Here is a 25,453-nt window from a genome sequence, read left to right on the forward strand (position 1 = left end):
CCATATGTGATACTTGGCCACCACTATAGGGGCCAAGAATGGCGCTACCGACCGATACTGCGGGACCGTTTGATGTTAGGACGGACGACCTACTCCAGATTGATGCGAACCAAGCCGTCGACTTATTGCGGCAGTTGCTTGTCATTGAAGCAGCGAGGGTCGGGATTCCGGTTACCGGGATCGACGTGCCAGCGGCAATCAACGTGGCCGACGGTGGCATTGATGCCGAAGTCGTCGGCGTGTCAGGAAAGCAGCTACCGGGCGGGCTGATAGCTGAGGGCGTCACCCGCTATCAAGTCAAAACAGGGCGCTTCTCGGCCTCGCAGCCCTCCGAGATCAGGTCACTACTGGTTCAGCCGAAGTTTGTCGCGGGTGACTATCAACGCACAAAGGAGCAACTACAGCCGCGCGTCCTTAGTTGCTTTGAGAAGGGCGGATCCTTTGTAGTTGTACTCTTTGGATCGGACCTTGTTGGTCCCGAAGATGACCACGGTGCAACCCAGATCAAGGAATTCATGGCTGGCATCGATCCCGAATTCGCCAAGGTTCCGGTTCGGGTAGTTCGAGCCAACCAGATTTGTTCCGCAATCAAGATACTGGCACCTGGAATAGCGTTGCGCTTAAACCGCGTGCAAGGCTACGACGACGCGGTCTTCCATGACCTGTCATTCATGGCTGACTCATGCGAGCTCGCAATTGATGCCTATAGGCAAACGGACGAGCTTGACATTGCCGCTGGGGAAATCACACAAGCTGCCAACAACATCAACGGGTTTCAGCATGTGCGTGTGCTGGGCGATGCGGGCGCCGGCAAAACGCACCTTATGTACCGCGCGCTCAGTGCATCGCACCTCAGTGGTTGCGTCCTTTATTGCCGTGATCCGGAGCAAGCCTTGGGGAGCGGTCCAATGATGGCGTTGAGACAGATGTCGCAGAGTACGACCATCATCTTGGTCGCGGATGAATGCGATCTAGACACGGCTGAAGGATTGACAGCGCTGTTCAAGAGGCTGGCAACAAGAATGCTGCTCGTAACTGCCCACAACGTAGCGGAGGCTACTAGTGCGCACGTGAACACTCAGGTTATAGATGTGCCGCGACTGGAACAGCCTGCAGTTGCCGATATTTTCAAGGGTTACGGCATCCCCCAGAACGATGCGAGCTGGCTGGCAACCTTATGCGAGGGCTCCCCGCGAGCAGCGCACCAACTCGGCCAGTACATTCAGAGCAATCCTGAGCAGCAGGCCGCTCAGCAACTGGCTCACCTGGACGGTCGCTGGGATCATATCGTGTGCGCACCGCACAGTATTGACTCCCATGAGGGGCAAGAAAGGCTGGCAGTCATCAGGACGTTAGCGCTGTTCCAGCAGATTGCTTGGGAAACCGCGGATGGCCCTGAAGTGCAGGCCGCGATACTGGGGGCACTAAAACGTCTGGACCCGAGCTTTTCCCCACTGCGGTTGTCCAGCTCTGTTGAAGCGTTGAGAAGACGTCGTGTGCTACAGGGACCAAGAACGCTGCTGATTTCTCCGAAGCTGCTACACGTAGCGATGTGGAAGGGATGGTTCGAGAAGTACTCGAACACGGTCAACGTTCAGGAACTGCGGGATGGGCTCGGCGAGCGCATGCAGCAGCACTTTGACGCCATGCTCATGTTCGTTCGAGAGTCCAAAGCCGCAACTTCTTGGGCGGATCGGCTAATGGGGGACGGAGGAATGTTTTCGTCCCTAGCGGGCTACAACAAGGCCGGCAACGCCAGCCTTTTTTTCGCGGTAGCGCAGGCTAATCCCAAGGCTGCCCTGCGTCGTTTTGCCGCTGCCTTGGGAAACGAAAGTGTCGAAACGCGACAGCAATTTTCGAGTGATGCACGCCGAGAGGCCGTGCATCGGCTCGAACAACTTGCAATCCCTGCCGAGACGTTCTTCCAGGCCGCAGATTGTCTTCTCCTGCTTGCGGAAGCGGAGAACGAGGGTTGGTCAAACAACTCCACGGGGACTTTTATCTCGCTGTTTAGCCTTGGTCACGGCCCCCTTGCTGCCTCTGAGCTCTCGCCAATCGAGAAGCTCGACTACCTGCGGAGTCTTTTGCGCAGTAGCGTGCCGTTTTACAGACAGATCGCCATCCAAGCCTTGAGTAAGAGCCTAGACCCATACTTAAGCCGAATGGTGATCGAGGAAGTCATCGGACTCCGCCGCCTGCCAAACCGCTGGATGCCGGCCACCTATGAGCAGCTCCACGGAGCTTATGCGGCTCACGTGAGCCTGTTAGAGCAGGCTGTCGACTACTTGCCTTCCGCGGAGGGTATTGAGGCGGCTAGAGGAATTCTCAGCCATTTGCGCAGCCTCATCCTCATCCCTTCGATTGCGAAGATTGTCTTGCCTTTCGTGCGCCGCGTTTCCGCAATATCTGAACTGCAAGAGCAGTGCATCGAAACCGTTGTCGCCACGCTTCACTACGAAGGCAAAGCACTAAGCGAAGAGATTAAATCGGAACTTCACGGCATTCGCGCTGAACTGACCGAGTCTTCGTTCTCGAAAAAGCTGCGCCGCCACGCAGGTATGAAGCTGCTTGAAGACCACTTCAATGCAGAGGGGCAATATCAGGATGGAGCGGGACCGGAGTTGATTCAGCTCGCTGGCGCAGCAGCTACCGACCCGATGTTGTTAGCGCCGGAGCTAGCCTGGCTTGTGACGGAAGAGGCCAAGAACGGGTTTCAGTTCGGTCAGCTTCTCGGCCAAGCGGATGATTTGAAGTTATGGAACCCTATCGTTTCTGAATGGATTGGTGCTGGTGAGAAGCGTTCCGACTATTTCATTGGCGGCTATCTCTCTGCTCTGCACACTAAACGACCTGACTTGTGGGAGCAGCTAGTCGAGACATTAATTGCGAACATTGATATCCGCAGTGCAGTGTTGAGCGTCATATGGCGTTCAGGCATGAGCGATCGCGTTGCCAGTACGTTGCTCGGCATGGCTCAGGACGGGAGCGTTGACCCGAAAGCATTTAGGCTGTTTGCCTACGGCAGTGTCGTCAGCAAGTTGCCACTGGATGTACTCGGAGGCATCGTCGACTTGTTGCTGGAGACAGACGACTTGGATGCCCCAAATGCCGCAATGGATGTGCTCCACTCGCGGTTGCGTGCCCGTCCCGACGAGATGGGCGCCCTGGTCAGCCGCATCGAACGCTTACTGAATTCGCCAGTGTTCGTCGTGGGCAGTGCCAACCACAACTCGAACGATATGTTGCTGTTCCGCTGGAACGAGGTCGCGAAGCAGTTGCTCGACTTTGATCCTGAAGCGGGAGCCAAACTGGCGGTAAGGTGTATCGAGAACTTCGGGAACACCAACAGCGTTACTGACGGATTTCGCCCAGAGCCTCTCAAATTCCTCTCCGATGCCGCGCGCACCAAGCCAACAACTCTATGGCCAGCCGTTGCACATCGCCTAGAAACGCAACGATCAGAAATCGGGACTTGGCGCCTATTGAACTGGCTTCGAGGCGATCAATCAGTAGGTGATAAGGAGGAGGCTGGTCTCGACGCAATCCCAGCATCGCTGGTCTTTGAATGGATTGACTTAGACGCCACTAACCGTGCTTGGATATTGGCTAGGCACTGTCCACCCATAATCTCCCATCCTGCTGAGTCACCAACCTTTGCCCGCCAGTTGCTCGAACGATACGCAACGCTCGAACCAGTGCGACGCAATTTGCACGCAAACAGTTTTTCGGAAGCATGGGGCGGACCGGCTAGCGAGCATTACCGCAGAAAGCTCACCGCTCTAGAGACTCAAGTCGCAGCCGAAACCAATGACAACGTCCGTATGTGGTTGAAGGAACATAGACAGCAGCTTGAGCAAAGCATCGAGAGGGAACTGGAACGGGAACTCCGCGAAAAGGAATATTGAATCCTGCTACGCCTAGTCTGCGAACCGCCCACTAACCCTTGCTAAATAAAACCACTCCTGCCCCGCCAGCGCGCCGGGGTTCGGGAACACCACATACCCTGCCTCCTCTGCAACCACCGGCGTGCCGTCGTGGCGGGTGCCGATGCGTTCCCCGGCAGCTACCTTGTCGAAGCTTTTCCACTCACGAACAAAGCTGTCGCCGGGGTGCAGGCGGTCGATGACTTCGTGCAGGCGCAGGACTTCGGGCTGGGCGACGGGTGCGGGGTCCGGTGCGTCGATGAGGCGGAAGTGGGCGAGTGTGTTGCGGATGGCGCGCCAGGCGAGGTCGGGGGCGGCGGGGTCTTCGTGCTGGCCGCATTCCAGGGTGATGGCGCAGCCGCCGCGGCTGCGCATGTATTCGGTGGTGCCGACGCCGTAGGCGGGGTCGGTGTTGAGTTGTTGCTGGCGGGCGGCGGGGTTGTCTGCACTCGCGTTGTCGGCACCTGAGCCGGCGGCGTGGGTTTGAGCTTCGGCACGGGCGACGCGATGAGCGACGCCACGTGCGTAGGTGTCGAGCCAGCCTTCGACGATGCGGCGCACGCCGAGGCGCAGTGCGAAGGCTTCTTCCTGCGTGGCGCGGGCGAAGGGTTCCAGCGGGCCGTCGTTGTCCTGCGGGCCGAGCATGGCGAAGGCTTCGCCGGGCGTGTGGAAGGAGTGCAGGTCGAGCAGCACGTCGTGCGCGTCGAGCAAGGGGCATAGCCGGTTGGCGATGTGGTCCTCGAAGTCCTGCGGCGTGGCGGTGACGCGCAGGTTGCGGTTGAGGTTGCGGTCGCCGGCGCGGTGGCCGCTTGCGTAGGCGAGCGGATTGGTGACGGGCACGAAGCTGACGCTGCCGCGCACGATGGCCAGCTCGCCAGCGTCGATCTCGCGGGTGATGCGTTCGATGGCGCGGGTGCCGCAGGTTTCGTTGCCGTGCACGGCGCCGAGCACGATGAGTCGCACGCCGGGCTGCAGGCCGGCGTACTGCAGGACCTTGAGTTGCGAGGTTGGGTATTGCACGTCTTGGTCGTGGGCAGGTGCGTTCATGCTGGCAGGCGCGCCGTGGGGCGGCGGCGCAATGTAGCGGGACAAGAAGGGGATGCTGCAACAGCTGACCGGACTAGGCAATCGGCGGGCACGCCATCATGACGCTATGACATGCGGGCAGGCATACGAAGCGATGTCGACCGGTGTGCTGCGTCACCCTCCTCTGCACCCGTGGCCGGTGCACTGAAAACCGCCGCGCGAATGCACCGGGGGACGCGCCCAAAAACACACCGAACGCCCGCCAGGAACACGCCCAAAGCAGCGCGCCGGCACCACGGCACCTGCGCTGTCCAGTACAGGAATCTACCAACCCCTTCCGCCGGAACATGGCCGAAGTTCTGCCTTGTCTAACCAAAGTCGGCTTGCCTAGGATGAATCCATAACTCGTACGCCGACTTCGGCAGGCAATCCGTCACGCGGTTTGAAACGTTCTCGTTGCGCTACGCGTGACGAAGCTCGTAGCGAAACCCGCGACACATAGCGAGGGGACAAGACAGGTGGAGCGCTGGGACCATGTGTCACCGGCAGAGCTGGCCATCCTGGAGACCATCTTCTGGTCCGCCGGGGTGTCCCGCGCCGAGCTGGCACAGCACACGGAGTTTTCGCGCAGCAAGGCCAACAACGCGGTGGCCAGTTTGCTGGAGCGCGGCATGCTCGACGAGACGGGGCCGCAGGCGTCGTCCGGCGGGCGGCGGGCGGAGACGCTGTTGCTGTCGCGCAGCCTGGGCTATGTGGCGGCCATCGACCTGGGCGCGACCAGCCTGGACGTGGCGCTGATGACGCCTGACCTGACCGTGCTGGCCCACCATGCGGAGCCGGCCGACGTGGGCGCCGGGCCAGGTGTGATCCTGTCCCGCGTGCGGGAAATCCTGCGTGAGTTGCGCGAGCGCTGCAAGGTGCGGCGCGAGCAGATTTTTGCCATCGGCATGGGCGCACCGGGGCCGGTGGAGTTCGGCAGCGGCCTGCTGTTTGCGCCGCCGATCATGCCGGGCTGGGAGGGCTTCTCGATCCGCGAGTACCTGGGCGACGAGTACCGCGCGCCGGCCTACATCGACAACGACGTGAACGTGATGGCGATGGGCGAGCTGTGGCGCACGCACCGCCGCGTGCCGAACCTGATCGTGGTGAAAATCGGCACCGGCATCGGCTGCGGCATCGTGTGCAACGGCATGATCTACCGCGGCGCGGACGGATCGGCCGGCGACGTGGGGCACATCTGCGTGGACCCGAACGGCCTGCGCTGCCATTGCGGCAACCAGGGTTGCGTGGAGGTGATGGCCGCCGCGCCGGCCATTGCGCGCATGGGCACGGAGGCGGCGCGCGACGGGCAGAGCGCGATGCTGGCCGAGGTGCTGGCCAGCAAGGGCGTGATTACCCCGGAAGACGTGGGCAACGCCAGCCGTTCCGGCGACACGACGGCAAATGCCATCGTCAAGCTGGCCGGCACGCTGATCGGCCAGATGCTGGCCTCCGCGGTGAACTTCTTCAACCCGTCGCAGGTGTTGATATCCGGCGGTGTGTCGCGCATCGGCCCGCTGTTCCTCGCGGCGATCCGCCAGAGCATCTATCACCGCTCGCTGGCGCTCAGCACGCGTCACCTGGAAATCCAGTACGCGCCGCTGGGCGAGCGCGCGGGCATCATCGGCGCCGGCGCGCTGGCCCTGCACGAGACGTTGCGCCGGCGCGGGAGGATGCCATGAGCCTGGCCGTCGCCTTCCAGAAGCTGAGCAAGAACTTCGGCCCGGTGCGCGTGCTGCACGAGGTGAGCTTCGAGCTGGCGCCGGGGCGCGTCACCGGCCTGCTGGGCGAGAACGGCGCCGGCAAGTCGACGCTGATGAAGATCCTGTCCGGCTACGAGACGGCCACCGAGGGCGGCTTCGCCATCGACGGCCGGCCGCAACGCTTCACCAGCTCACGCGAGGCGGAGCGCGAAGGCGTGGTGCTGATCCACCAGGAGTTCAACCTGGCGGACGACCTGAGCATCGCGCAGAACATCTTCCTGGGGCACGAGCGGCGCAAGGGCTGGCTGCTGGACGACCGCGCGATGAACTGCGCCGCGCAGGACGTGCTGCGCCAGGTGGGCCTGGACGCGGCGCCGACCACCCGCGTGCGCGAGCTGATCGTCGCCGAGAAGCAGCTGGTGGAGATTGCCAAGGCGCTGTCGCGCAAGGCGCGCCTGCTGGTGATGGACGAGCCCACCGCGACGCTGACGCCGACCGAGACGGAGCGCCTGTTCGCGCTGATCGCGCAACTGCGCGCGCAGGGCGTGAGCATCATCTACATCTCGCACAAACTGGACGAGGTGGCGCGCATCACCGACGAGGTGGTGGTGATGCGCGACGGCCGCTTCATCACGCGCCGGCCGACCGCCGAGCTGAGCCGCCACGACATGGCCAACCTGATGGTGGGCCGCGAGCTGTCCGACCTCTTTCCGCCCAAGGCGCCGGCACCGGCCGCGCCGCCGCTACTGCAGGTGCGCGGCTTCACGGTGCCAGGCTGGGCGCAGGACGTGAGCTTCGAGGTGCGGCCCGGCGAGATCCTCGGCTTCGCGGGGCTGGTGGGCGCGGGCCGCACCGAACTGTTCGAGGGCCTGCTGGGCCTGCGCCCCGCGAGCGGTGGCGAGGTGGCGGTGGCCGGCCGCACGCTGCGCCTGCGCAACCCGCGCGACGCGGCGGACGAAGGCATCACCTACCTGAGCGAGGACCGCAAGGGCAAGGGGCTGCACGTGAACTTCGGCCTGCGGCAGAACCTGACGCTGATGAACCTGAAGCAGTACGCGCGGCCGGTGCTGTCGCCGACGCGCGAGCACGCCGCGCTGGTGCAGGCCGTGGAGGACTTCGGCATCCGCACCGGCAACCTGCAGCAGAAGGCCTCTGCCCTGTCCGGCGGCAACCAGCAGAAGCTGGCGCTGGCCCGGGTGCTGCAACCGCAGCCGCGCGTAGTGGTGCTGGACGAACCCACGCGCGGCGTGGACGTGGGCGCCAAGCGCGACATCTATTTCCTGATCCAGCGGCTGGTGCAGACCGGCCAGGCTGTGATCGTCATCTCGTCCGAGCTGGTGGAACTGATCGGCCTGTGTCACCGCGTGGCGGTGATGCGTGCCGGGCAGCTGACCGCCACGCTGGAGGACGACATGCTCACTGAAGAGAACCTCATCGCCCATGCCACAGGAACCCGTTGATACGTCCGTGCGCAGCGCTGCGGACCACGCCCCTGCCCCGCCCGCGAGTGGGAGCGCCAACCGTGCGGCGCAACTGTGGGGCAGGCTGCACGGCCTCGGTCCGGTGCTGGGCCTGGTGCTGCTGTGCGTGGCCGGCACGTTGCTGAACCCGGACTTCGCGACGCTGGACAACACGCTGAACGTACTTCAGCGCACGGCCTTCATCGGCATCATCGCGGTGGGCATGTGCTTCGTGATCATCAGCGGTGGCATCGACCTGTCGGTGGGATCGATGGCGGCGCTGATCGCGGGCTGCGTCATCATGGTGATGAACGCGGCCGGCGCGAGCATGGGCGCCGGCCCCGCCGTCGTGGCGCTGGGCATGCTGGTGGCGTTGCTGCTGGGCGCGCTGTTCGGGCTGGCGCACGGCCTGCTGATCACCAAGGGGCGCATCGAGCCCTTCATCGTCACGCTGGGCACGCTGGGCATCTTCCGCGCCTACCTGACCTACTTCGCCGATGGCGGCGCGCTGACGCTGGACAACGCGCTGGCCGACCTCTACAGCCCGGTGTACTACGGCAGCCTGCTGGGCATTCCCTTCCCGGTGTGGGTGCTGGCGGCGGTGGCGGTCGCCGGCGGCTTCATCCTCAACCGCACGGCCTACGGCCGCTACGTGCAGGCCATCGGCTCCAACGAGCAGGTGGCGCGCTACGCGGCGGTGGATGTGGACCGCGTGAAGATCACCACCTACATGCTGTTGGGATTGTGCGTGGGCATCGCCACGCTGCTCTACGTGCCGCGCCTGGGCTCTGCATCGCCCACCACCGGCCTGCTGTGGGAGCTGGAGGCGATTGCATCCGTGATCGTCGGCGGCACCGCGCTGAAGGGCGGCGCGGGCAGCATCTCCGGCACCGTGGTCGGCGCCATCCTGCTGTCGGTCATCAGCAACATCCTGAACCTCACCAGCATCATCAGCGTGTACCTGAACGCGGCGGTGCAGGGCTTCGTGATCATCATCGTCGCCTTCCTGCAGCGCGGGCGACGCTGAGCATTCACGCGAACGACTCAACTACGCATTCAGCACCCCTTTTATTCCCGCATTCATCCCTTCACCCACCGCGACCGCGAGGCCGCAACGCTGCCGGAAGGCCGCGACTTTTTCCAACGCCAAGGAGACGAAGATGATCACATTCAACCGCAGGCGGGCGCTGGGCGCCCTGTCATTGGCGGCCACGCTGGGCATGACATTCATGGCCGCGCCCGCATCGGCGCAGAAGAAGGAAGTGGTGGGCGTCGCCATCCCTGCCGCCACCCACAGCTTCACCGCCGGCATCGTGTTCTGGGCCAACGAGGCCAAGAAGGAACTGGAGAAGGCCAACCCGAATGTGCAGGTCATCGTGAAGACGGCGGCCAACGCGTCGGAGCAGGCCAACCAGTTGCAGGACCTGGTGACGGTGAACAAGATCACCACGCTGGTGGTGTTCCCCTTCGAATCCGCCGCGCTGACCAAGCCGGTGGCACAGGTGAAGGCCAAGGGCATCTACGTGACGGTGGTGGACCGCGGCCTGACCGACACCGCCGCGCAGGACGCCTACGTGTCCGGTGACAACACGGCCTTCGGGAAAATCCCGGCGGAATACATCGCCAAGACGCTGAACGGCAAGGGCAACATCGTGGCGCTGCGCGGCATTCCCACCACGCTGGACAACGAGCGCATGGACGCCTTCAACGCCGTGCTGAAGAACCATCCGGACATCAAGCTGCTGGACGCCAAGCACGCCAACTGGAACCGCGACGACGCCTTCAAGGTGACGCAGGACTTCCTGACCCGCTTCAAGCAGATCGACGCCATCTGGGCCGCCGACGACGACATGGCGGTGGGCGTGCTGAAGGCCATCGAGCAGGCCAAGCGCAAGGACATCAAGCTGGTGTTCGGCGGTGCCGGCGCCAAGGGTGCGATCAAGACCCTGATGGATGGCAGCGACCCGCTGATCCAGGCCAACGTGTCCTACTCGCCGAAGTTCATGTACGACGCGATCAAGCTGACCACCGAGGCACGCCTGAAGGGCCAGAAGCTGCCGGCGACGACGATCATCCCGTCGGTGCTGATCACGAAGCAGAACGCCAAGGAGTTCTACTTCCCGAACTCGCCGTTCTGACGGTAGCGCAGGGTGAGGGGAGCACGCGCGGCGCCCTCAACCCGACCCTCTCCCCAGCCCTCTCCCGCCTGCGGGAGAGGGAGTAACTACCCACAGGAGCCACCATGCCACGTCCCGTCACCCTCTTCACCGGCCAGTGGGCCGACCTGCCCCTGCGCGAGCTGGCACCGCTGGCGAAGCGCATGGGTTACGACGGGCTGGAACTGGCCTGCTGGGGCGACCACTTCAACGTGCAGGAGGCGCTCGCCAGCGACGCCTACTGCCGCGACAAGTGGGCCCTGCTCAAGCAGCACGGGCTCACCTCGCTGGCGATCGGCAATCACCTCGTGGGGCAAGCGGTGTGCGACCTGATCGACGCACGCCACAAGTCGATACTGCCCGCGCACGTATGGGGCGACGGCGAGCCGGAAGGCGTGCGCCAGCGCGCCGCGAAGGAGCTGGCGGACACCGCGCGCGCCGCGGCGAAGTTCGGCGTGAAGACGGTGACCGGCTTCACCGGCTCGTCCATCTGGCACGCGACCTACGCCTTCCCGCCCACCACGCAGGAATACTGGGACGCGGGCTTCGCGGATTTCGGCAAGCGCTTCACGCCCATCCTCGACACCTTCGAACAGCACAACATCAACTTCGCGCTGGAGGTGCACCCGACCGAGATCGCCTTCGACATCGCCTCCACGCAACGCGCCATCGATGCGGTGAAAGGCCACAGGCGCTTCGGCTTCAACTTCGACCCCAGCCACCTCGCCTACCAGGGCGTGGACTACGTGAAGTTCATCCGCACGTTTCCCGACCGCATCTACAACGCGCACATGAAGGACGTGTGGTGGGGCAAGGGCGACGGCACGGTGGGCGTGTTCGGCGGCCACACCAGCTTCGGCGACGCGCGCCGCTACTGGGACTTCCGCAGCGTCGGCCGCGGCATGGTGGACTTCGAATCCATCATCGTGGCGCTGAACGACATCCGCTACGCCGGCCCGCTGTCGGTGGAATGGGAAGACAGCCGCATGGACCGCGTGCACGGCGCCACCGAGAGCGCGGCCTTCTGCCGGCGCCTGGACTTCGAGCCCTCGGCACGCGCCTTCGACGCGTCCTTCGAAGAACGCTGAGCACTTAATCAAACACTGAGGAGAGCACCTTGCGCAAACTGCGATACGCCATGGTCGGCGGCGGCCGCGACGCGTTCATCGGCGTCGTGCATCGCCGCGCGATGGCGCTGGACGGCCAGATGGAACTGGTGGCCGGCGCGCTGTCATCCAACCCGGACAAGGCGCGCGCCTCCGGCCGCGACCTCGGCCTTGCCGACGCGCGCAACCACGGCGACTGGCAGACCCTGCTCGACGAAGAGCTGAAGCGCCCGGCCGAGGAGCGCATCGACTTCGTCAGCATCGTGACGCCCAACCATCTGCACTACCCGGTGGCGCTGGCCTTCGCGCAGGCCGGCATCAACGTGGTGTGCGACAAGCCGCTGGTGCACACCAGCGCGCAGGCCGACAAGCTCGCCCACGCCGTGAAGCAGAGCGGCGCGGTGTTCGCCGTCACCTACAACTACACTGGCTATCCGATGGTGCGGCAGGCGCGCCACATGGTGCGCAACGGCCAGCTCGGCGAGATCCGCAAGGTGCTGGTGGAGTACAACCAGGGCTGGCTCGCCACGCAGCTGGAAGGCAGCGCCAACAAACAGGCCGACTGGCGCACCGACCCCAGCCGCAGCGGCATCGCCGGCGCCATGGGTGACATCGGCTCCCACGCCGAAAACCTCATCGCCACCATCACCGGCCTGCAGATCGACGCCCTCTGCGCCGACCTCACCAGCTTCGTCCCCGGCCGCCGCCTCGACGACGACGGCAGCCTGCTGCTGCGCTTCACCAACGGCGCACGCGGCGTCCTCACCGCCAGCCAGATCGTCGCCGGCGTGGAGAACGACCTGCGCGTGCGCATCGTCGGCACACAAGGCACGATCACCTGGCACCAGGAAGACCCCAACCGCCTGATCCACACCTCGCTGGACGACGCCCCGCGCATCCTCACCCGCGGCTCCACCGGCCTCTGCCCCGCCTCCCTCAAAGCCACCCGCCTCCCCTCCGGCCACCCCGAGGGCTTCCACGAAGCCTTCGCCAACGTCTACCTCGGCGCCGCCGAAGCCATGCGCGCCCGCAGCGAGGGGCGCGCACTCGGCGAGCTGGAAGGCGACTACCCGACGCTGGCCGATGGCGCGCGCGGGGTGAGGTTCATCGAGCTGACGGTGGAGTCGGCGAAAAGTGAGGTGAAGTGGACGCGGTGGAGTTGAGCCGGACCACCTGAGCGACCGTCACTGCTTGTGGTGACAAAAGGCACACACACCGCTAGCATTCAGGGATGAAACCGTTCCGGTGGAATCCCGAGAAGAACGAGAGCCTGAACGCCGAGCGAGGCGTGTCCTTCGAGCAGATGGTCGTCGCCATCGAATCGGACGGGCTGCTCGACATCCTGGCGCATCCGAACCAGGCTCGATACCCGAGGCAGCGTGTGTTTGTCGTCTGTGCCGACCACTACGCCTACCTCGTCCCCTTTGTGGAAGAGGACGACTATTTTTTCCTCAAGACCATCATCCCGAGCCGCAAGGCCACGAGAGACTATTTGAACGCAGGTGAGCCCGATGCCGAAGATTGATGACTACGAGCAGGAGATTCTTGGCGCCTATGAAAAGGGAGCGCTAAAGTCCGTGGCGACAAAGGCCGAGCTCGCGAAGTTCAAGGCCGTCGCACGAGCGACTGCGATCAAGGACAAGCGGGTCAATATCCGTCTTTCTTCCGGTGACCTGAGCGATATACAGGTGCGTGCGCTCAAGGAAGGCATTCCCTACCAGACGCTGATCGCCAGCGTGCTGCACAAGTACGTGACCGGGCAACTGGCAGAGCAGACGCCGCCTCCCGCCAAGCAACGCGGCAAGGGGCGGACGCCGTAGTCCGTTCACGCAAAGTCGTGTCTCTTTGCCACATGGCGCGATGAACGGGGACATCAAATCACCGCGGAAAAACTGATCATCCATCTCGTCGGCCCCGGCGGGGCAGGCAAGACAACGATCGGGCCCCTGTTGGCTTCACGTGTCGGAGCCAGGTTCATGGACCTCGATGCGGCGTTTCCATGCGGTGCTGGCGCTATTCCGGGATTCATCGCCAGAAATGGTTACATGGCGTACGCGCGGAAGAATATCGAGCGCTACGGGTCACTCGTTTCGGGTATCGACCAACCGACCGTTTTCGCCTTGTCCTCGGGTTTCATGACCTACCCTGAAGACACGACTCCAGATTATTCAGCCATCCGCGCTCGTATCGCTGATGACGCACTCAGCATCCTGCTGTTGCCCTCGCTGGATGAAGAGGAGTGCGCACGGATCATCGTGGCGCGTCAGCTTCAGCGTACATACCTGGAAGCTGATGCCGCGCGCGAGGAGGCACGGTTACGCGAACGCTTTCCGCTTTTCATGGCGTTGCGATGCAAGCGCATCCTGAGCAAAGACGACCCTCGCCTGGTGGCCAGCCGGATAGTCCAGGCGCTAGGGTCGGCCTTCCACGCGCATCGCCGACAGCCGGAAACATGACCATGCTCCACCACATTTCCCTCGGCGTCCGCGATATCGAAGTCGCGGCGCGTTTCTACGACGCGGCACTCGCTGCGCTTGGCTATGTGCGCGTCTGGTCCGACATCCGTCCGGGCGAGCAGAACCAGGCTGTCGGCTACGGTGCGCCCGGTTCGGGAGACAAGCTGGCGATCAAGCAACGCGACGATGCGGTGCCGCCGGGGCCGGGTTTCCATCTGGCCTTCGCTGCACCCTCACGCGAGGCCGTCCATGCCTTCCACGAAGCGGCCCTGCGCAACGGCGGCCACGACAACGGCGCGCCGGGTCCGCGGCCGCACTATGGCAAGCACTACTACGCGGCCTTCGTGATCGACCCGGAGGGTCACCATTTGGAAGCCGTCATCAACGGTCCGCTAACCCCGGGCTGACCCCGGCTGACTTCGGACATCCCTACGTGTCCCGCCTTACTTAAATCCCGGTCTGCCCGGTAGTTTGCAGCCCGAGCGAGTAAGCTGGGCCAATGGTCGGCGTCTTCTTGCCGGCCCCTGCAGCGAATCTGATTCCTTGCCCTCGCGGCCAGCAGACATGAAGGTCTGCGCGCTGACGTGCGTACAGATTCTCTCCCCTGGGCAGGACGGAAGGAGGCTGCATGAAAGCAGTCGTTTTCAAGGCATACGGTTCGCTGGATGCCCTGGAATTCAAGGAAGTCGACAAACCGCGGGCGGGTGACGACGACGTGCTCGTGCGCATCCGCGCGGCAGGCATCAATCCGTCAGACTGGCAGGTGATGCGTGACGTCACGCCGGTGACGCGACGGATCTTCGGCTTGATCGGGCCGAAGATGAATGGCCTGGGTTCGGACCTGGCCGGCACGGTGGAGGCCGTTGGCAAGAACGTGACCCGCTTCCGCCCGGGCGACGAGGTTTTCGGGCAGGTCAGTGACGATGCCCCGGGCGACCCATACATGGAGCTCTCGCCCTTCGCCGAGTACGCGTGCGTCCCGCAGGACTTCCTCGAGGCCAAGCCTGTCAACCTGAGCTTCGAGCAGGCCGCAGCGGTGCCGATGGCTGGCTTCACCGCCCTGCAGGGCTTGCGGGACGCGGGCAGGATTGCAAGCGGGCAGAAGGTTTTGATCAACGGGGCGTCGGGTGGCGTCGGTACGTTTGCGGTGCAGATCGCAAAGACGTACGGAGCGGACGTGACGGCGGTGTGCAGCACGAGGAACGTGGAGATCGTGCGCGCGCTGGGTGCGGACCGCGTCATTGACTACACGCGGGAGGACTTCACGCGTACCGGCCAGCGCCACGACCTCATCCTCGACAACGTGGGCAACCGCTCTTTCCGGGAGTGCAGGCGGGCCCTCACCCGCAAAGGCATCTACGTTCCTTCCGGTGGCTCCGGGGGAAACTGGTCGGGGCCATTCCTGCATCTGCTCGCATCCTTCGTGAGCTCGTGGTTCGTCACGCAGAAAGTCAGGCCCCTGCTCGCGAAGCGGAGCCGGACCGACCTGGCCTTCCTGAAGGAGTTGCTGGAGTCCGGCAGGATCGCCCCGGTCATAGACAGGTTGTACCCGCTGACCGGAGTGCCCGATGCCATCCGGTATCTCGCGACCGGCCACGCCCAAGGGAAGGTCATCATCACCATCTGATCCGGCTGGTGGGGGTGATCTGCAGGGCCCTCCGGTCGCCGGCGGCGGCCACGACAACGGGCGCCGGGTGGCTTCCGGTAAAGTCCGGTCTCATGCGACATCGCCATACCCGCCGCACGCTCCGTGTCATCGCCGCCTTCGAGGCCGCGAAAGGCTCGCTGGCTTTGCTCGCCGCTTCCGGGCTGCTGTTGTTCGTGCACCATGACATGCATGCGCTGGCACACCAGCTGGCCGGTCATCTGCACCTGAATCCGGCAGTGCATACGCCGCACCTGCTGGCGCGCATCGGACAGGACATCGGCGTGCTGGACCCACGCTGGCTGCTCGCGGGCGCGGCGGTGTACGCGGGCTTCCGCTTCGTCGAAGCCTACGGCTTGTGGCAGCAACGTGCCTGGGCGGAATGGCTGGCGGCGTTCAGCGGTGGCGTGTATGTGCCGTTCGAAGTCGCCGAGGTGATCCGCCATGCCGGCTGGCTGAGCGTGGCGGCACTGGTGTTGAACCTGCTGGTGGTGGGCTTCATGGTGCAGGCCCTGCGTGCGCGGCATCGGGCAGCCACTATGCTGGCGACACGGGGACAAGGAAGCTGATGCCGCATACCCGACTGGACGTCGTTCCTGCGAAGGCCCAGTGCCGTCCAGAAAGAGTTTCGTCATTCCCGCGAAAGCGGGAATCCAGCGACGTTTGCGGCCGTCGAACGACACAGGGTTCCCGCATTGCGAGCTTTCTGCATTCACCGAAATGCCTGCTTACCCCTCTACGCGGGAACGACGAAGCTCTGGAATCCTGTCCGGAAACACGTTCCGGACAGCGGTGCGAGGACAGGGACCCGGTGTCTTTCAACGTGGCCGGGCTCCTGTCCGGGCAGCGCCCGGTTCATCCTGAGCCTGCCAAAGGGCAGGAGCGACGGGAATCGAAGCATGTCGCTGACTGAAAGGACTTACCCGCGAGGAGGCTTGTTGTGATCGTGACGAAACCCCGCGCCCGTCTGCTTGGCGTCATCGCCATCCTGGGCGTCATTGCGCTGCAGGGCTTCAACAGCTTTTTCTGCTACCAGCACGACCTGGCTGGCTTCACCATGGCGCTCGCCTGGTTCATTGCCATTCCACTCGTTCCCGCGTTCGTGTCGCTGGCGACCGCCAACCCGCTGCGCGCCGTGGGCGCGTGCGTGCTGTTCGCGCCCTGGCTGCTGCTGGCCTACTACACGGACTGCGTGCAGCCCTACCAGGGCGGCGGTGCGTCGATGATCTACGTCGCGGTGCTGTTGTGGGGCAGCCTGTCGTCGCTGGCGGGTGCGTTGCTCACCGGGCCGCTGATGCGCTTGCTCGGTATCCGCGTCGCGTAGCTGCGCCACACAAATCGGCAGCCACCGCTCGCCAGCAGCGGTCTGCTTGTTTTGCAGCACCCCCTTCCGCGCACTGGTGATAAATCACCACCCCTTCGCGCGAGCTGCTTCGTGCTCAACACACACCATCCTGCTGCGCGCCTGATGCCACGGGCCGGTCCGGGCTCGCCGGGGGCACTTGCGCCGCCGTGGCATACGTCCTGCTAAACGTTCTTCCATTTCCATCATCCGCGTGCTGCCCGGCGCGCGTGAAGAACGTCGCTCATGCCCGTCATCCACGATGCACCTTCCACCACCTACGCCAATGAATCCGGCGGGCTGGTCCTGCACGCCGACGTACTGGTGATCGGCGGCGGCCCCGCCGCGACATGGGCCGCGCTGTCGGCTGCGCGCAGTGGCGCGAAGGTGGTGCTGGCGGACAAGGGTTATTGCGGCACGTCCGGTGCAACGGCGCCGTCGAACACCGGAGCGTGGTACCTGCCTGCGGGCGCCGCGCGCGATGCAGAGGTGAACAAGCGCCTGGAGAAGTCTGCCGGCCTGGCGGACCGGCGCTGGATCATCCGCACGATGGAAGAGGCGCTGCGTGGCCTCGACGAGCTGGGCGGGGACGGCTATCCCTTTCCCTTCGACGAAGACGGCCGGCCGTATCGCGCCAACCTGCGCGGGCCGGACTACATGCATCACCAGCGCCGCCGCGTGAAGCGCGCAGGCGTGACGATCCTGGATCACCACCCTGCCCTCGAGCTGCTCTGGGCCGATGGCGTGGTGGCGGGCGCGGCCGGCGTGGAGCTGCGCAGTGGCGAACGCTGGCAGGTGCGCGCCGGCGCGGTGGTGATCGCCGCTGGCGGCTGCACCTTCCTGTCGCGCGCACTGGGTTGCGATGGCAACACCGGTGACAGTTACCTGCTGGCGGCGGAAGCCGGCGCGCGCCTGTCCGGCATGGAGTTCAGCGCGCAGTACGGACTGTCGGCGGAACACGCGACGGTGACCAAGGGCCTGACCTTCACCTTCGCCAGCTTCTACCTGGAAGACGGTAGCCCCCTGCCCAGCGAAGGTGGCGACCGCAGCACACGCATCGCACGCGCAATGATCGCCGGCCACAAGGTGTACGCGCTGATGAACAAGGGCGAAGCGCACGAGCATGACTGGCTGGTGCGCGGCCAGCCCAACTGCTTCCTGCCCTTCGAGCGCATCGGCATCGACCCGTTCAAGGAGCGCTTCCCGGTGACGCTGCGTTCCGAAGGCACGGTGCGCGGCACCGGTGGGCTGGACGTGGTGAGCGATGACTGCGCGAGCAACGTGCCCGGCCTGTACGTCGCGGGCGACGCGGCTTCGCGCGAGAAGCTGGTCGGCGCGATTTCCGGCGGAGGCAGCCCGAATGCGTCCTGGGCGATTGCCAGCGGCGTGTGGAGCGGCCGTGGCGCGGCGCAGTTCGCGGCACGACAGGCTGGCGCGCTGGGCGACAGGCTGCATACACGCGATGTCCGCGCACTCGGTGGCGCCGGCATACGGCCTAACAAGCAGCCCGCCAGCATCAACTTCACACGAGAACTGATCGCCGCCGTGCAGGACGAGACGCTGCCGCTGGACGTGAACTTCTTCCGCACCGGTGAGCGCATCGCGCTGTCCCGCGCGCAGCTCGACGGCATCTGGGCCGCCGCGCGCGACCACCTCGGCGGCAGCGGCCGCGAGCTGGTGCGCGCCCGCGAGGCCGCATCGATGGCCGCGACCGCGCGGCTCATCTGGGCCAGCGCCGCCGCACGCGACGAAAGCCGCGGCCTGCACCGGCGCGTGGACCGCGACGGCAGCGATCCGGCGCAGACGCAGCACATCCACAGCCGTGGCGTGGACGACCTCCACGTCACCAACGCGCCGACACCGCACACCGCGCGCGATCTGCCCGAAGAAGCCCTGATCTCCTGAACACCCACACCATGATCGAACTCGTCAGTGCCGACCGCTGCATCGAATGCAACCTGTGCGTGAAGACCTGCCCGCGCGATGTCTTCGACGCAGTGCCGGATTCCATTCCGGTGATCGCCCGCAAGGAAGACTGCCAGACCTGCTTCATGTGCGAGCTGTACTGTCCGGTGGACGCGCTGTTCGTCGCACCGCATGCGGACCTGGACGTGAAAGTGGACGAGGAGCACCTGTCCGAATCCGAACTGCTCGGTAGCTACGTGCGCAACATGGGTTGGCGCAAGGGCAAGGCCGGTGGCACCGACAAAGACCCGACACGCCTGCTGCGCATCCGCAATGCGAACGCGGGCTGATCACGACCGCAGCCCACGGTCGAACCGTGGTAGCCGCGCGTCAGCGTGCGGACTTCGGCGGGTACGGCTTGCCCAGGTCCCAGCGCGACTGCCAGTGCGCGACGTACTGTCGCGCAATTTCCGGCATGCCACGGATGACCACCACGTTCTCGGAATTGAGCGTCTCGGCGGACGGCGCGAAGTTGAAGGAGCCGGTTTCCACCGTTTCGCCATCGACGATGATCGTCTTGTCGTGGTGGATGTGGAAATGGTCGTTGGTGCGCAAGGCCACGCCGTTGCGCGTCACGAAGTCCATGGCCTTCCTGCTCGTCTTGCCGCGGTTGCGCTTCTTGTCGACCACGATGCGCACCTCCACGCCGCGCTTCTGCGCATCGACGAGCGCCTGGGCGATGTCCGGCGCCTGGAAGGCGTAGGCCAGCACCTGGATGCTGCGCTGCGCGCCACTGATCGTATCCAGCACCAGCTTGCGCGCCGAGCCCTCCGGCGAGAAACCGACCTGCACATCAGGTGCGGCCCACGCCAGGGGAGACATGCCGAGCAGCGCCACCAGCGCCATGCATCGGATCGCTTTCACTCTCATCTTCATGTTGCGGACCCTCGTGTCCGTTGGCCGGAGCCGTCCTGTCCGAATCTACGCCACACGGGCGTCGCGCAGTACGACCGGCCGCAGGCGCTCGCGAATTTGACCAGCCTCAAATCCGGTGCTGCGCAGATCTACGCAGCACCAGCCGCACCACGCCACCGACCGCACGCCGAAGCCTCGGCAGGCACTGGCGTACAAGCCAGAACCCCACCTAACCCCGTATGCATATTCAGCCCTGCTGGATAACCAAATCTGAAATGCATTGTTCCGCGCCCATCGTCCCCTGCCTAGATTGATGGGCGCAATCACTCCCTCTTCAGGAATCATCATGTTGAACAGAATCACTGCCGCAGTCTTCAGCTCCGCACTCGCTCTCTCGCTCGGTCTCGCCGCCTTCTCGGCGAGTGCCCAGCAGGAGATCCGCCTGGGCTACTCCTCCATCAACCCGGAAACGCGCATCGCCAAGGACAAGGGCTGGATCGAAGAAGCCCTGAAGCCAAAAGGCGTGACGGTCAAATGGGTGGAATCGCTCGGCAGCAACAAGAGTCTGGAGTTCCTGCGTGGCAAGGCGGTGGACATCGCCTCCACCAGCTCGGCCTCCGCCTTCCTGGCGCGCGCCAACGGCACGCCCATCAAGTTCGTCTACTGGACCGGCCGCAACGCACACGGCGCGCCGATCCTCGTGCGTCATGACGCACCCTACAAGAGCATCAACGACCTGCGTGGCAAGAAGATCGCCGCCACGCCGGGCACCGGCCCGTACATCTCGCTGATCGCAGCGCTGCACAAGCACGGTCTGACCGACAAGGACGTGGACATCGTGAGCCTGCAACACGCGCAAGGCCGCCTGGCACTGGCCGCCGGCCGCGTCGAAGCCTGGGCCGCGCTGGAACCGGACTGGACGATTGCCGAAGTGCAGACCAAGGCCCGTGTGCTGTTCGTGGACAAGAGCCTGGCCGGCGGTGGTGGCCTGAACGTGCGCGAGGAATACCTGAAGGCCAACCCGGAGATCGTGAAGATCGTGCTGGCGCAGTTCAACCGCGCACGCGTCTTCACCAAGCAGAACCCGGAACAGGCGATCAAGGATTTCGCCGAATCGTCCAAGATCGATATCGACGTGGCCCGCCGCGTCTTCGAGCGCCAGCTGCAGCAGGACGACAACCCCGAGATCGTCGCCAAGGACGCAGCCGACCTGGCCTACTGGGGCGAGCTGTACAAGAAGCTGGGCTCGGTGCCGGCCGACACGGACGTGAATGCCGTCGTCAAGGCCGTGCTGGAGCCGGGCTTCTACAAGTCGGCTGACTGAGGCCGGGGGCCGCCATGTCTGAACTCATCCTGAACCTGGTGCGCCCGCTGGGCGCGCCCAGCTGGGGGCGCGGTCTGGCGGACCGCAGTTCCTCGATCATTCGCCCACTGATCTTCCCTGCGTTGATCCTGCTGGTGTGGCAAAGCGTGGGCACCTTCCAGCTCGTCGACCCAGTGCTGCTGCCGACGCCGACGCGCGTGCTCGGCGCGCTGTGGGACATGCTCAGCAGCGGCTTCCTGAATCCGCACCTGGCCATCTCTTTCCAGCGCGTGCTGCTGGGCTTTGCCAGCGGCGTCACGGTGGCCATCGTCGTCGGTGCCATCACCGGGTACTCGCGCTTCTGGCGCTCCATCATCGACCCGACCATCCACGCGCTGCGCACGATTCCGGGCCTGGCCTGGATTCCGATGTTCATCCTGTGGCTGGGCATCGACGAAAGCTCCAAGGTCGTGCTGATCGCCAAGGCCGCGTTCTTCCCGACCTATCTGAACTTCATGTCGGGTATCGCGCGGGCCGACCGCAAGCTCATCGAGGTCGGCGAGGTGTACCGCCTGCGCGGTGCGCGTCTCGTCACCAAGGTGATGCTGCCCTACAGCCTGCCCTTCCTCTTCGTCGGCCTGCGCCAGTCGATGGGCGTGGCCTGGCTGGTGGTGGTGGCGGCGGAACTGATGGGCGCGTCCAGCGGAATCGGCTACGTGCTGCTCGACGGCGAGATGACCGGCCGCGCGCAGATCGTCATGGCCTGCATGATCGTCTTCGCGCTGTGCGGCAAGACCACCGACCTGATCATCGCAAAGATTTCCAACCGCGTGCTGCGCTGGCAGGACACGGTCGAGAAAGAGTGAGGCACCAACCATGATCGAGATACAACGACTGGTGAAGAAGTTCGGCGACTTCGCCGCGCTGGGGCCGCTGGGTTTCAACTTCGACCAGGAACGCATCCTCACCGTGATCGGTGCCAGCGGCTGCGGCAAGAGCACCCTGCTGCGCCTGCTGGCCGGGCTGGAGACGCCCACGCAAGGGCAGATCAAGCTCGACGGCGAACTCATCACCGGGCCGCACAAGCGCATCAGCGTGGCCTTCCAGGAACCGCGCCTGATGCCCTGGCTGAACGTCGCGGACAACGTCGAACTGGCGATCTGGGACTGGCCGGTGGAAGAACGCAAGGCCGCCGTGGAAGCCGCGCTGAAGAAGGTTTCGCTCACCGCGTTCGCCAAGGCGCTGCCCAAGCAGTTGTCCGGCGGCATGGCGCAACGCGTGGGCCTGGCCCGCGCACTGGTCGGCAGCCCTCGCCTGCTGCTGCTCGACGAACCCTTCAGCGCGCTGGACCCGCTGACGCGTGTGCGCATGCAGGACCACCTGCTGGAGATCGTTGGCAACGAAGGGCCGAACGTGCTGTTCATCACCCACGACATCGACGAGGCCATCGTGCTGTCCGACCGCGTCATCGTGCTGGACGGCCCGCCCGCGACGATCCGCCGCGACCTGCGCATCGACCTGCCGAAACCACGCAAGCGCTCGGCCGCCGACTTCCAGGAGATCAAGGAACTGCTGCTGGCCGATCTGCTGCCGGAGCGCATCGGCGCGTCGGATGCAGCGTCAGTGGCTGCGGCGGCTTGACGCCCGAACACTCGTCGTCCCCTGTTGAACGTTCTGAAGAACACTCACTGAAGCAAAGGACTCATCACCATGAGCAACGCACAGAGCACCGCATCGAACACCCCCGCACAGGAAGTGCTGTACACCATCTGCCCGGTTTTCGTGGCCACCAACGTCGCGCTGGAACTCGGCTTCATCGACGAGGAATTCCGTCGCGTCAATGCGAAGCCGCGCTACCTGCGCTCGCTGCCGGACAACGCTGGCTGGCTGCCGCACTTCACCCACTCGCTGCCCAAGCTGTTCCGTGACGGCGGCGCGATCCCCACCATCCAGGCGCGCGCCGACCTCACCGACACCACCCTGATCGCCACCACCGCCGCAGTCACCGGCGGCCAGATCCTGGTGCGCAGCGATTCCGGCATCCATCGCGTCGGCGATCTGAAAGGCCGTCGCATCGGCCTGACGCGCAGCCTCGCCACGGAGAAGATCGACTTCGTGCGCGGCACCGCCGAGCGCGGCATCGAACTGGCGCTGGCGGTCAACGGCCTCACCCGCAATGACGTGCAGATCGTCGACCTCGACGCACCGGAAGCAAAGCCCGCCGCACCCGCCGAGCGCCCGGCGCAGAACTGGACCTACCTGCACAACCACGTGCCGGAAGACCAACTCGCGCTGCAGGAAGGCCGCATCGAAGCCATCTACATCAGCCCGGCCCGCTCGATCCGCCTCGTCGCCACCGGTGAATTCAAGATCATCGAAGACCTGGACCGCTATTCCGACTGGACCCTGCGCGTCACCAACGGCCCGTACACCACCGCCGTGAACACCGCGTTCGCCAAGGCGCACCCGGAAGTCGTCGTCGCCTGGCTGCGCGCCGCCATCCGCGGCGGCCAGTGGGTGAACGCCAACCGCCGCGCCGCCGCCGACATCTTCGCGCGCACCACCACGTATCGCGACGCCGAGCAGATCGCCACGCTGATCCAGCACCAGGACTTCGTGCCCAGCCTGTCCCCGCAGAACCTCGCCGGCGTCACGATCCAGAAAGACTTCCTGGTCAGCCACGGCTACCAGAAGAACGACTTCCGCATCGAAGACTGGGCGGACGCGAGCTATCTGGAAGAGGCGCATGCGTCGCTGCGTGCAGAGGCCGGACACGCTGGTTCAACAAGCGGCCTGCGCAAGGCGGCCTGAGGTCACGCATCGCACCCAACTCCGTCATTCCCGCGGAAGCGGGAATCCAGTGACTTTGAGCAACGCTGCGTGAACGACGCTGGATTCCCGCTTCTGCAGGAATGACGACCACTCTCCTCGCTCACTTGCGAGAGAGGGGCTGGGGGAGAGGGCAGCGGCGGAAATCAGACGACCTGCGCAAGACGGCACAAGCAACGCACAACCACTTACCTCGTCATTCCCGCCCTTCGACAAGCTCAGGGCACGCGAGCCTGCGGCCGGACGGGAATCCAGCGTTGTTGCACTTCCAGCAACCAGACAAAGTCACTGGATTCCCGCACGGCCCCCAAGCTTCGGTCCCTGAGCTTGTCGAAGGGGCCGACGGATCGAGGCACACAGGAATGACCGATCAATCAAGGAGCATCACATGGGAATCATCAACGAAGCCGGCCTCACCACCGCCGCCTCGGACGCCACCACCACCGACACCCGCGTCGCCGCGCGCTACACCATCTGCCCGGTGCTGGTCGCCTCCGGCGTCGCCAACGAACTCGGCTGGCTGGCGGAAGAACTCAACCGCGTCGGTGGCAAGCTGGACTACCTGCGCGCCCGCCCGGACGAGCACGGCTGGCTGGAGCACTACAACCACAAGTCGCCCAACCTCTTCCGCGACGGCGGCAACAGCCCGGCGATCTGGGCCAAGGCCGACATCCGCGACACGGTGCTGATCGGCCTGACGCAGGCACAACCCGCCGGCAAGATCATCGCGCGCAGCGACGCGCCGATCTACAGCGTGGCGCAACTGCGCGGCAAGCGCATCGGCCTGTACCGCAGCCACATCGCGGAGAAGATCGACTTCCGTCGCGCCACCAGCGAGCGCGGCATCCATGTCGCACTCGCACTGCATGGCCTGAGCGAAGCCGACGTGCAGATCATCGACATCGACGCACCCGACGTGCACGTCGACACGCCCTCGCAAGGCCCGTCGGAAACCTGGGGCCGCCTGCGCGACAAGGCCGCACGCGGCGTCGAGCTGCAGGCACTGTCACGTGGCGAGATCGACGCCTACTACGAGTACGGCCTGGGCCTGTCCGACACGCTGGAACAGAGCGGCGAGTTCAAGGTGCTGGACGACCTGGACCGCTACCCGGACTGGACGCTGGGCATCGCCAACGCACCGCGCACGCTGACCGTCAGCGCCGAGTTCGCCCGCGACCACCGCGACGTCGTAGTCGCCTGGCTGCGTGCCTCCATCCGCGCCGGCCGCTGGATCAACGCCCACCCGCAAGCCGCCGCCGCCGTCTTCCACCGCACCACGCTCTACCCGGAAGCCGCCACCGCCCGCCTGCTGCCGCGCTACGACCTGGTGCCCAACCTGTTACCGCAGAACCTCATCGGCCTGCGCATCGCCAAGGACTTCCTGCGCGAGCGTGGCTATGTGAAGAACGACTTCGACGTGAACGACTGGGCCGACAGTAGCTACCTGGAAGAAGCGCTGGCCAGCTTGCAGCGCTGAACCTTACCGCCGCTAACTAAAACGCCCACGACTGCGATGCAGTCGTGGGCGTTTTTGCGCTGGGTTTTCTCCGTTTGCCGCTTGGCAAACTCGGCGGCTCACAGCCGAACCGCCGGCGCAATCCTCTCAGATACTACAGAGACGTTGTGCCTCCCTCTCTGCAAAACC

At 64.8% G+C, this 25,453-nt stretch carries 23 protein-coding genes; 21 read left to right on the plus strand and 2 right to left on the minus strand.

All coding sequences use genetic code 11. The features are described 5' to 3' along the window. Positions 1-38 precede the first annotated feature (38 nt). Positions 39-3,905 (plus strand): hypothetical protein, encoded by a 3,867-nt coding sequence (locus VVD47_RS05715; RefSeq protein WP_327602433.1) that lies wholly within the window; start codon positions 39-41, stop codon positions 3,903-3,905. A 12-nt stretch (positions 3,906-3,917) separates the two neighbouring features. On the opposite strand, the gene VVD47_RS05720 is transcribed toward VVD47_RS05715, so the two are convergent. Further along, positions 3,918-4,943, minus strand: a complete 1,026-nt coding sequence (locus tag VVD47_RS05720; protein WP_327602434.1) for a succinylglutamate desuccinylase/aspartoacylase domain-containing protein — start codon at positions 4,941-4,943, stop codon at positions 3,918-3,920. Positions 4,944-5,416: 473 nt separating this feature from the next. On the opposite strand from VVD47_RS05720, the gene VVD47_RS05725 reads away from it, so the two are divergent. The 15 genes from VVD47_RS05725 to VVD47_RS05795 all read left to right on the plus strand — a co-directional run bounded on the left by VVD47_RS05725 (position 5,417) and on the right by VVD47_RS05795 (position 19,111). Next, a complete protein-coding gene (locus VVD47_RS05725; protein ID WP_327602435.1) occupies positions 5,417-6,670 on the plus strand; it encodes an ROK family transcriptional regulator in 1,254 nt (417 codons plus the stop codon). After that, entirely contained in the window at positions 6,667-8,151 is a 1,485-nt protein-coding gene (locus tag VVD47_RS05730; protein ID WP_327602436.1) for a sugar ABC transporter ATP-binding protein, read from the plus strand. The genes VVD47_RS05725 and VVD47_RS05730 overlap by 4 nt, the downstream gene beginning before the upstream one ends. Before the next feature lie 7 nt (positions 8,152-8,158). Continuing rightward, on the plus strand, positions 8,159-9,178 hold the full coding sequence (locus VVD47_RS05735) for an ABC transporter permease (protein WP_327602437.1): 1,020 nt from the start codon (positions 8,159-8,161) through the stop codon (positions 9,176-9,178). A 133-nt stretch (positions 9,179-9,311) separates the two neighbouring features. After that, the gene (locus tag VVD47_RS05740) at positions 9,312-10,289 is read left to right on the plus strand and encodes a substrate-binding domain-containing protein (protein ID WP_327602438.1); all 978 of its coding nucleotides are present in this window, start codon (positions 9,312-9,314) and stop codon (positions 10,287-10,289) included. A gap of 104 nt (positions 10,290-10,393) precedes the next feature. Beyond that, the gene (locus VVD47_RS05745) at positions 10,394-11,395 is read left to right on the plus strand and encodes a sugar phosphate isomerase/epimerase family protein (RefSeq protein WP_327602439.1); all 1,002 of its coding nucleotides are present in this window, start codon (positions 10,394-10,396) and stop codon (positions 11,393-11,395) included. A 29-nt stretch (positions 11,396-11,424) separates the two neighbouring features. Continuing rightward, positions 11,425-12,576 (plus strand): Gfo/Idh/MocA family protein, encoded by a 1,152-nt coding sequence (locus VVD47_RS05750; protein WP_327602440.1) that lies wholly within the window; start codon positions 11,425-11,427, stop codon positions 12,574-12,576. A gap of 68 nt (positions 12,577-12,644) precedes the next feature. Further along, positions 12,645-12,938, plus strand: coding sequence for a toxin (locus tag VVD47_RS05755; RefSeq protein WP_327602441.1), 294 nt, complete (start codon positions 12,645-12,647; stop codon positions 12,936-12,938). Further along, positions 12,925-13,233 (plus strand): hypothetical protein, encoded by a 309-nt coding sequence (locus tag VVD47_RS05760; RefSeq protein ID WP_327602442.1) that lies wholly within the window; start codon positions 12,925-12,927, stop codon positions 13,231-13,233. Before VVD47_RS05755 ends, VVD47_RS05760 begins: the two co-directional genes overlap by 14 nt. 78 nt (positions 13,234-13,311) lie before the next feature. Next, positions 13,312-13,869 carry a shikimate kinase gene (locus VVD47_RS05765; protein WP_327603193.1) on the plus strand — a complete coding sequence of 186 codons (558 nt, stop codon included), beginning with the start codon at positions 13,312-13,314 and terminating at the stop codon, positions 13,867-13,869. Further along, positions 13,866-14,276 carry a VOC family protein gene (locus VVD47_RS05770; protein WP_327602443.1) on the plus strand — a complete coding sequence of 137 codons (411 nt, stop codon included), beginning with the start codon at positions 13,866-13,868 and terminating at the stop codon, positions 14,274-14,276. Before VVD47_RS05765 ends, VVD47_RS05770 begins: the two co-directional genes overlap by 4 nt. Positions 14,277-14,497: 221 nt before the next feature. Continuing rightward, the gene (locus VVD47_RS05775) at positions 14,498-15,496 is read left to right on the plus strand and encodes an NAD(P)-dependent alcohol dehydrogenase (RefSeq protein ID WP_327602444.1); all 999 of its coding nucleotides are present in this window, start codon (positions 14,498-14,500) and stop codon (positions 15,494-15,496) included. A 92-nt stretch (positions 15,497-15,588) separates the two neighbouring features. Then, positions 15,589-16,083 (plus strand): DUF2127 domain-containing protein, encoded by a 495-nt coding sequence (locus VVD47_RS05780; protein WP_327602445.1) that lies wholly within the window; start codon positions 15,589-15,591, stop codon positions 16,081-16,083. A gap of 377 nt (positions 16,084-16,460) precedes the next feature. Then, positions 16,461-16,838 (plus strand): hypothetical protein, encoded by a 378-nt coding sequence (locus VVD47_RS05785; protein WP_327602446.1) that lies wholly within the window; start codon positions 16,461-16,463, stop codon positions 16,836-16,838. Between the two features lie 264 nt (positions 16,839-17,102). Then, positions 17,103-18,761 carry an FAD-binding protein gene (locus tag VVD47_RS05790; protein WP_327602447.1) on the plus strand — a complete coding sequence of 553 codons (1,659 nt, stop codon included), beginning with the start codon at positions 17,103-17,105 and terminating at the stop codon, positions 18,759-18,761. Between the two features lie 11 nt (positions 18,762-18,772). After that, positions 18,773-19,111, plus strand: coding sequence for a ferredoxin family protein (locus tag VVD47_RS05795; protein WP_327602448.1), 339 nt, complete (start codon positions 18,773-18,775; stop codon positions 19,109-19,111). A gap of 40 nt (positions 19,112-19,151) precedes the next feature. On the opposite strand, the gene VVD47_RS05800 is transcribed toward VVD47_RS05795, so the two are convergent. Continuing rightward, a complete protein-coding gene (locus tag VVD47_RS05800; RefSeq protein WP_327602449.1) occupies positions 19,152-19,685 on the minus strand; it encodes a phospholipase D family nuclease in 534 nt (177 codons plus the stop codon). A gap of 337 nt (positions 19,686-20,022) precedes the next feature. Between VVD47_RS05800 and VVD47_RS05805 the strand changes: the two genes are divergently transcribed. The 5 genes from VVD47_RS05805 (at position 20,023) to VVD47_RS05825 (ending at position 25,285) form a co-directional block, all read left to right on the plus strand. Then, positions 20,023-21,000 (plus strand): aliphatic sulfonate ABC transporter substrate-binding protein, encoded by a 978-nt coding sequence (locus tag VVD47_RS05805; RefSeq protein ID WP_327602450.1) that lies wholly within the window; start codon positions 20,023-20,025, stop codon positions 20,998-21,000. A gap of 14 nt (positions 21,001-21,014) precedes the next feature. After that, positions 21,015-21,845, plus strand: a complete 831-nt coding sequence (locus VVD47_RS05810) for an ABC transporter permease (protein WP_327602451.1) — start codon at positions 21,015-21,017, stop codon at positions 21,843-21,845. A gap of 10 nt (positions 21,846-21,855) precedes the next feature. Continuing rightward, complete coding sequence (locus VVD47_RS05815; RefSeq protein WP_327602452.1) at positions 21,856-22,620, plus strand: ABC transporter ATP-binding protein; 765 nt, start codon at positions 21,856-21,858, stop codon at positions 22,618-22,620. 69 nt (positions 22,621-22,689) lie between these two features. Beyond that, positions 22,690-23,790: an ABC transporter substrate-binding protein gene (locus VVD47_RS05820; protein ID WP_327602453.1), complete on the plus strand. Its 1,101-nt coding sequence runs from the start codon at positions 22,690-22,692 to the stop codon at positions 23,788-23,790. Between the two features lie 406 nt (positions 23,791-24,196). Next, positions 24,197-25,285, plus strand: a complete 1,089-nt coding sequence (locus VVD47_RS05825; RefSeq protein WP_327602454.1) for an ABC transporter substrate-binding protein — start codon at positions 24,197-24,199, stop codon at positions 25,283-25,285. Positions 25,286-25,453: the final 168 nt, after the last annotated feature.

The sequence above is a fragment of the Uliginosibacterium sp. H1 genome (assembly GCF_036017065.1).
Taxonomy (GTDB): Bacteria; Pseudomonadota; Gammaproteobacteria; order Burkholderiales; family Rhodocyclaceae; genus Uliginosibacterium.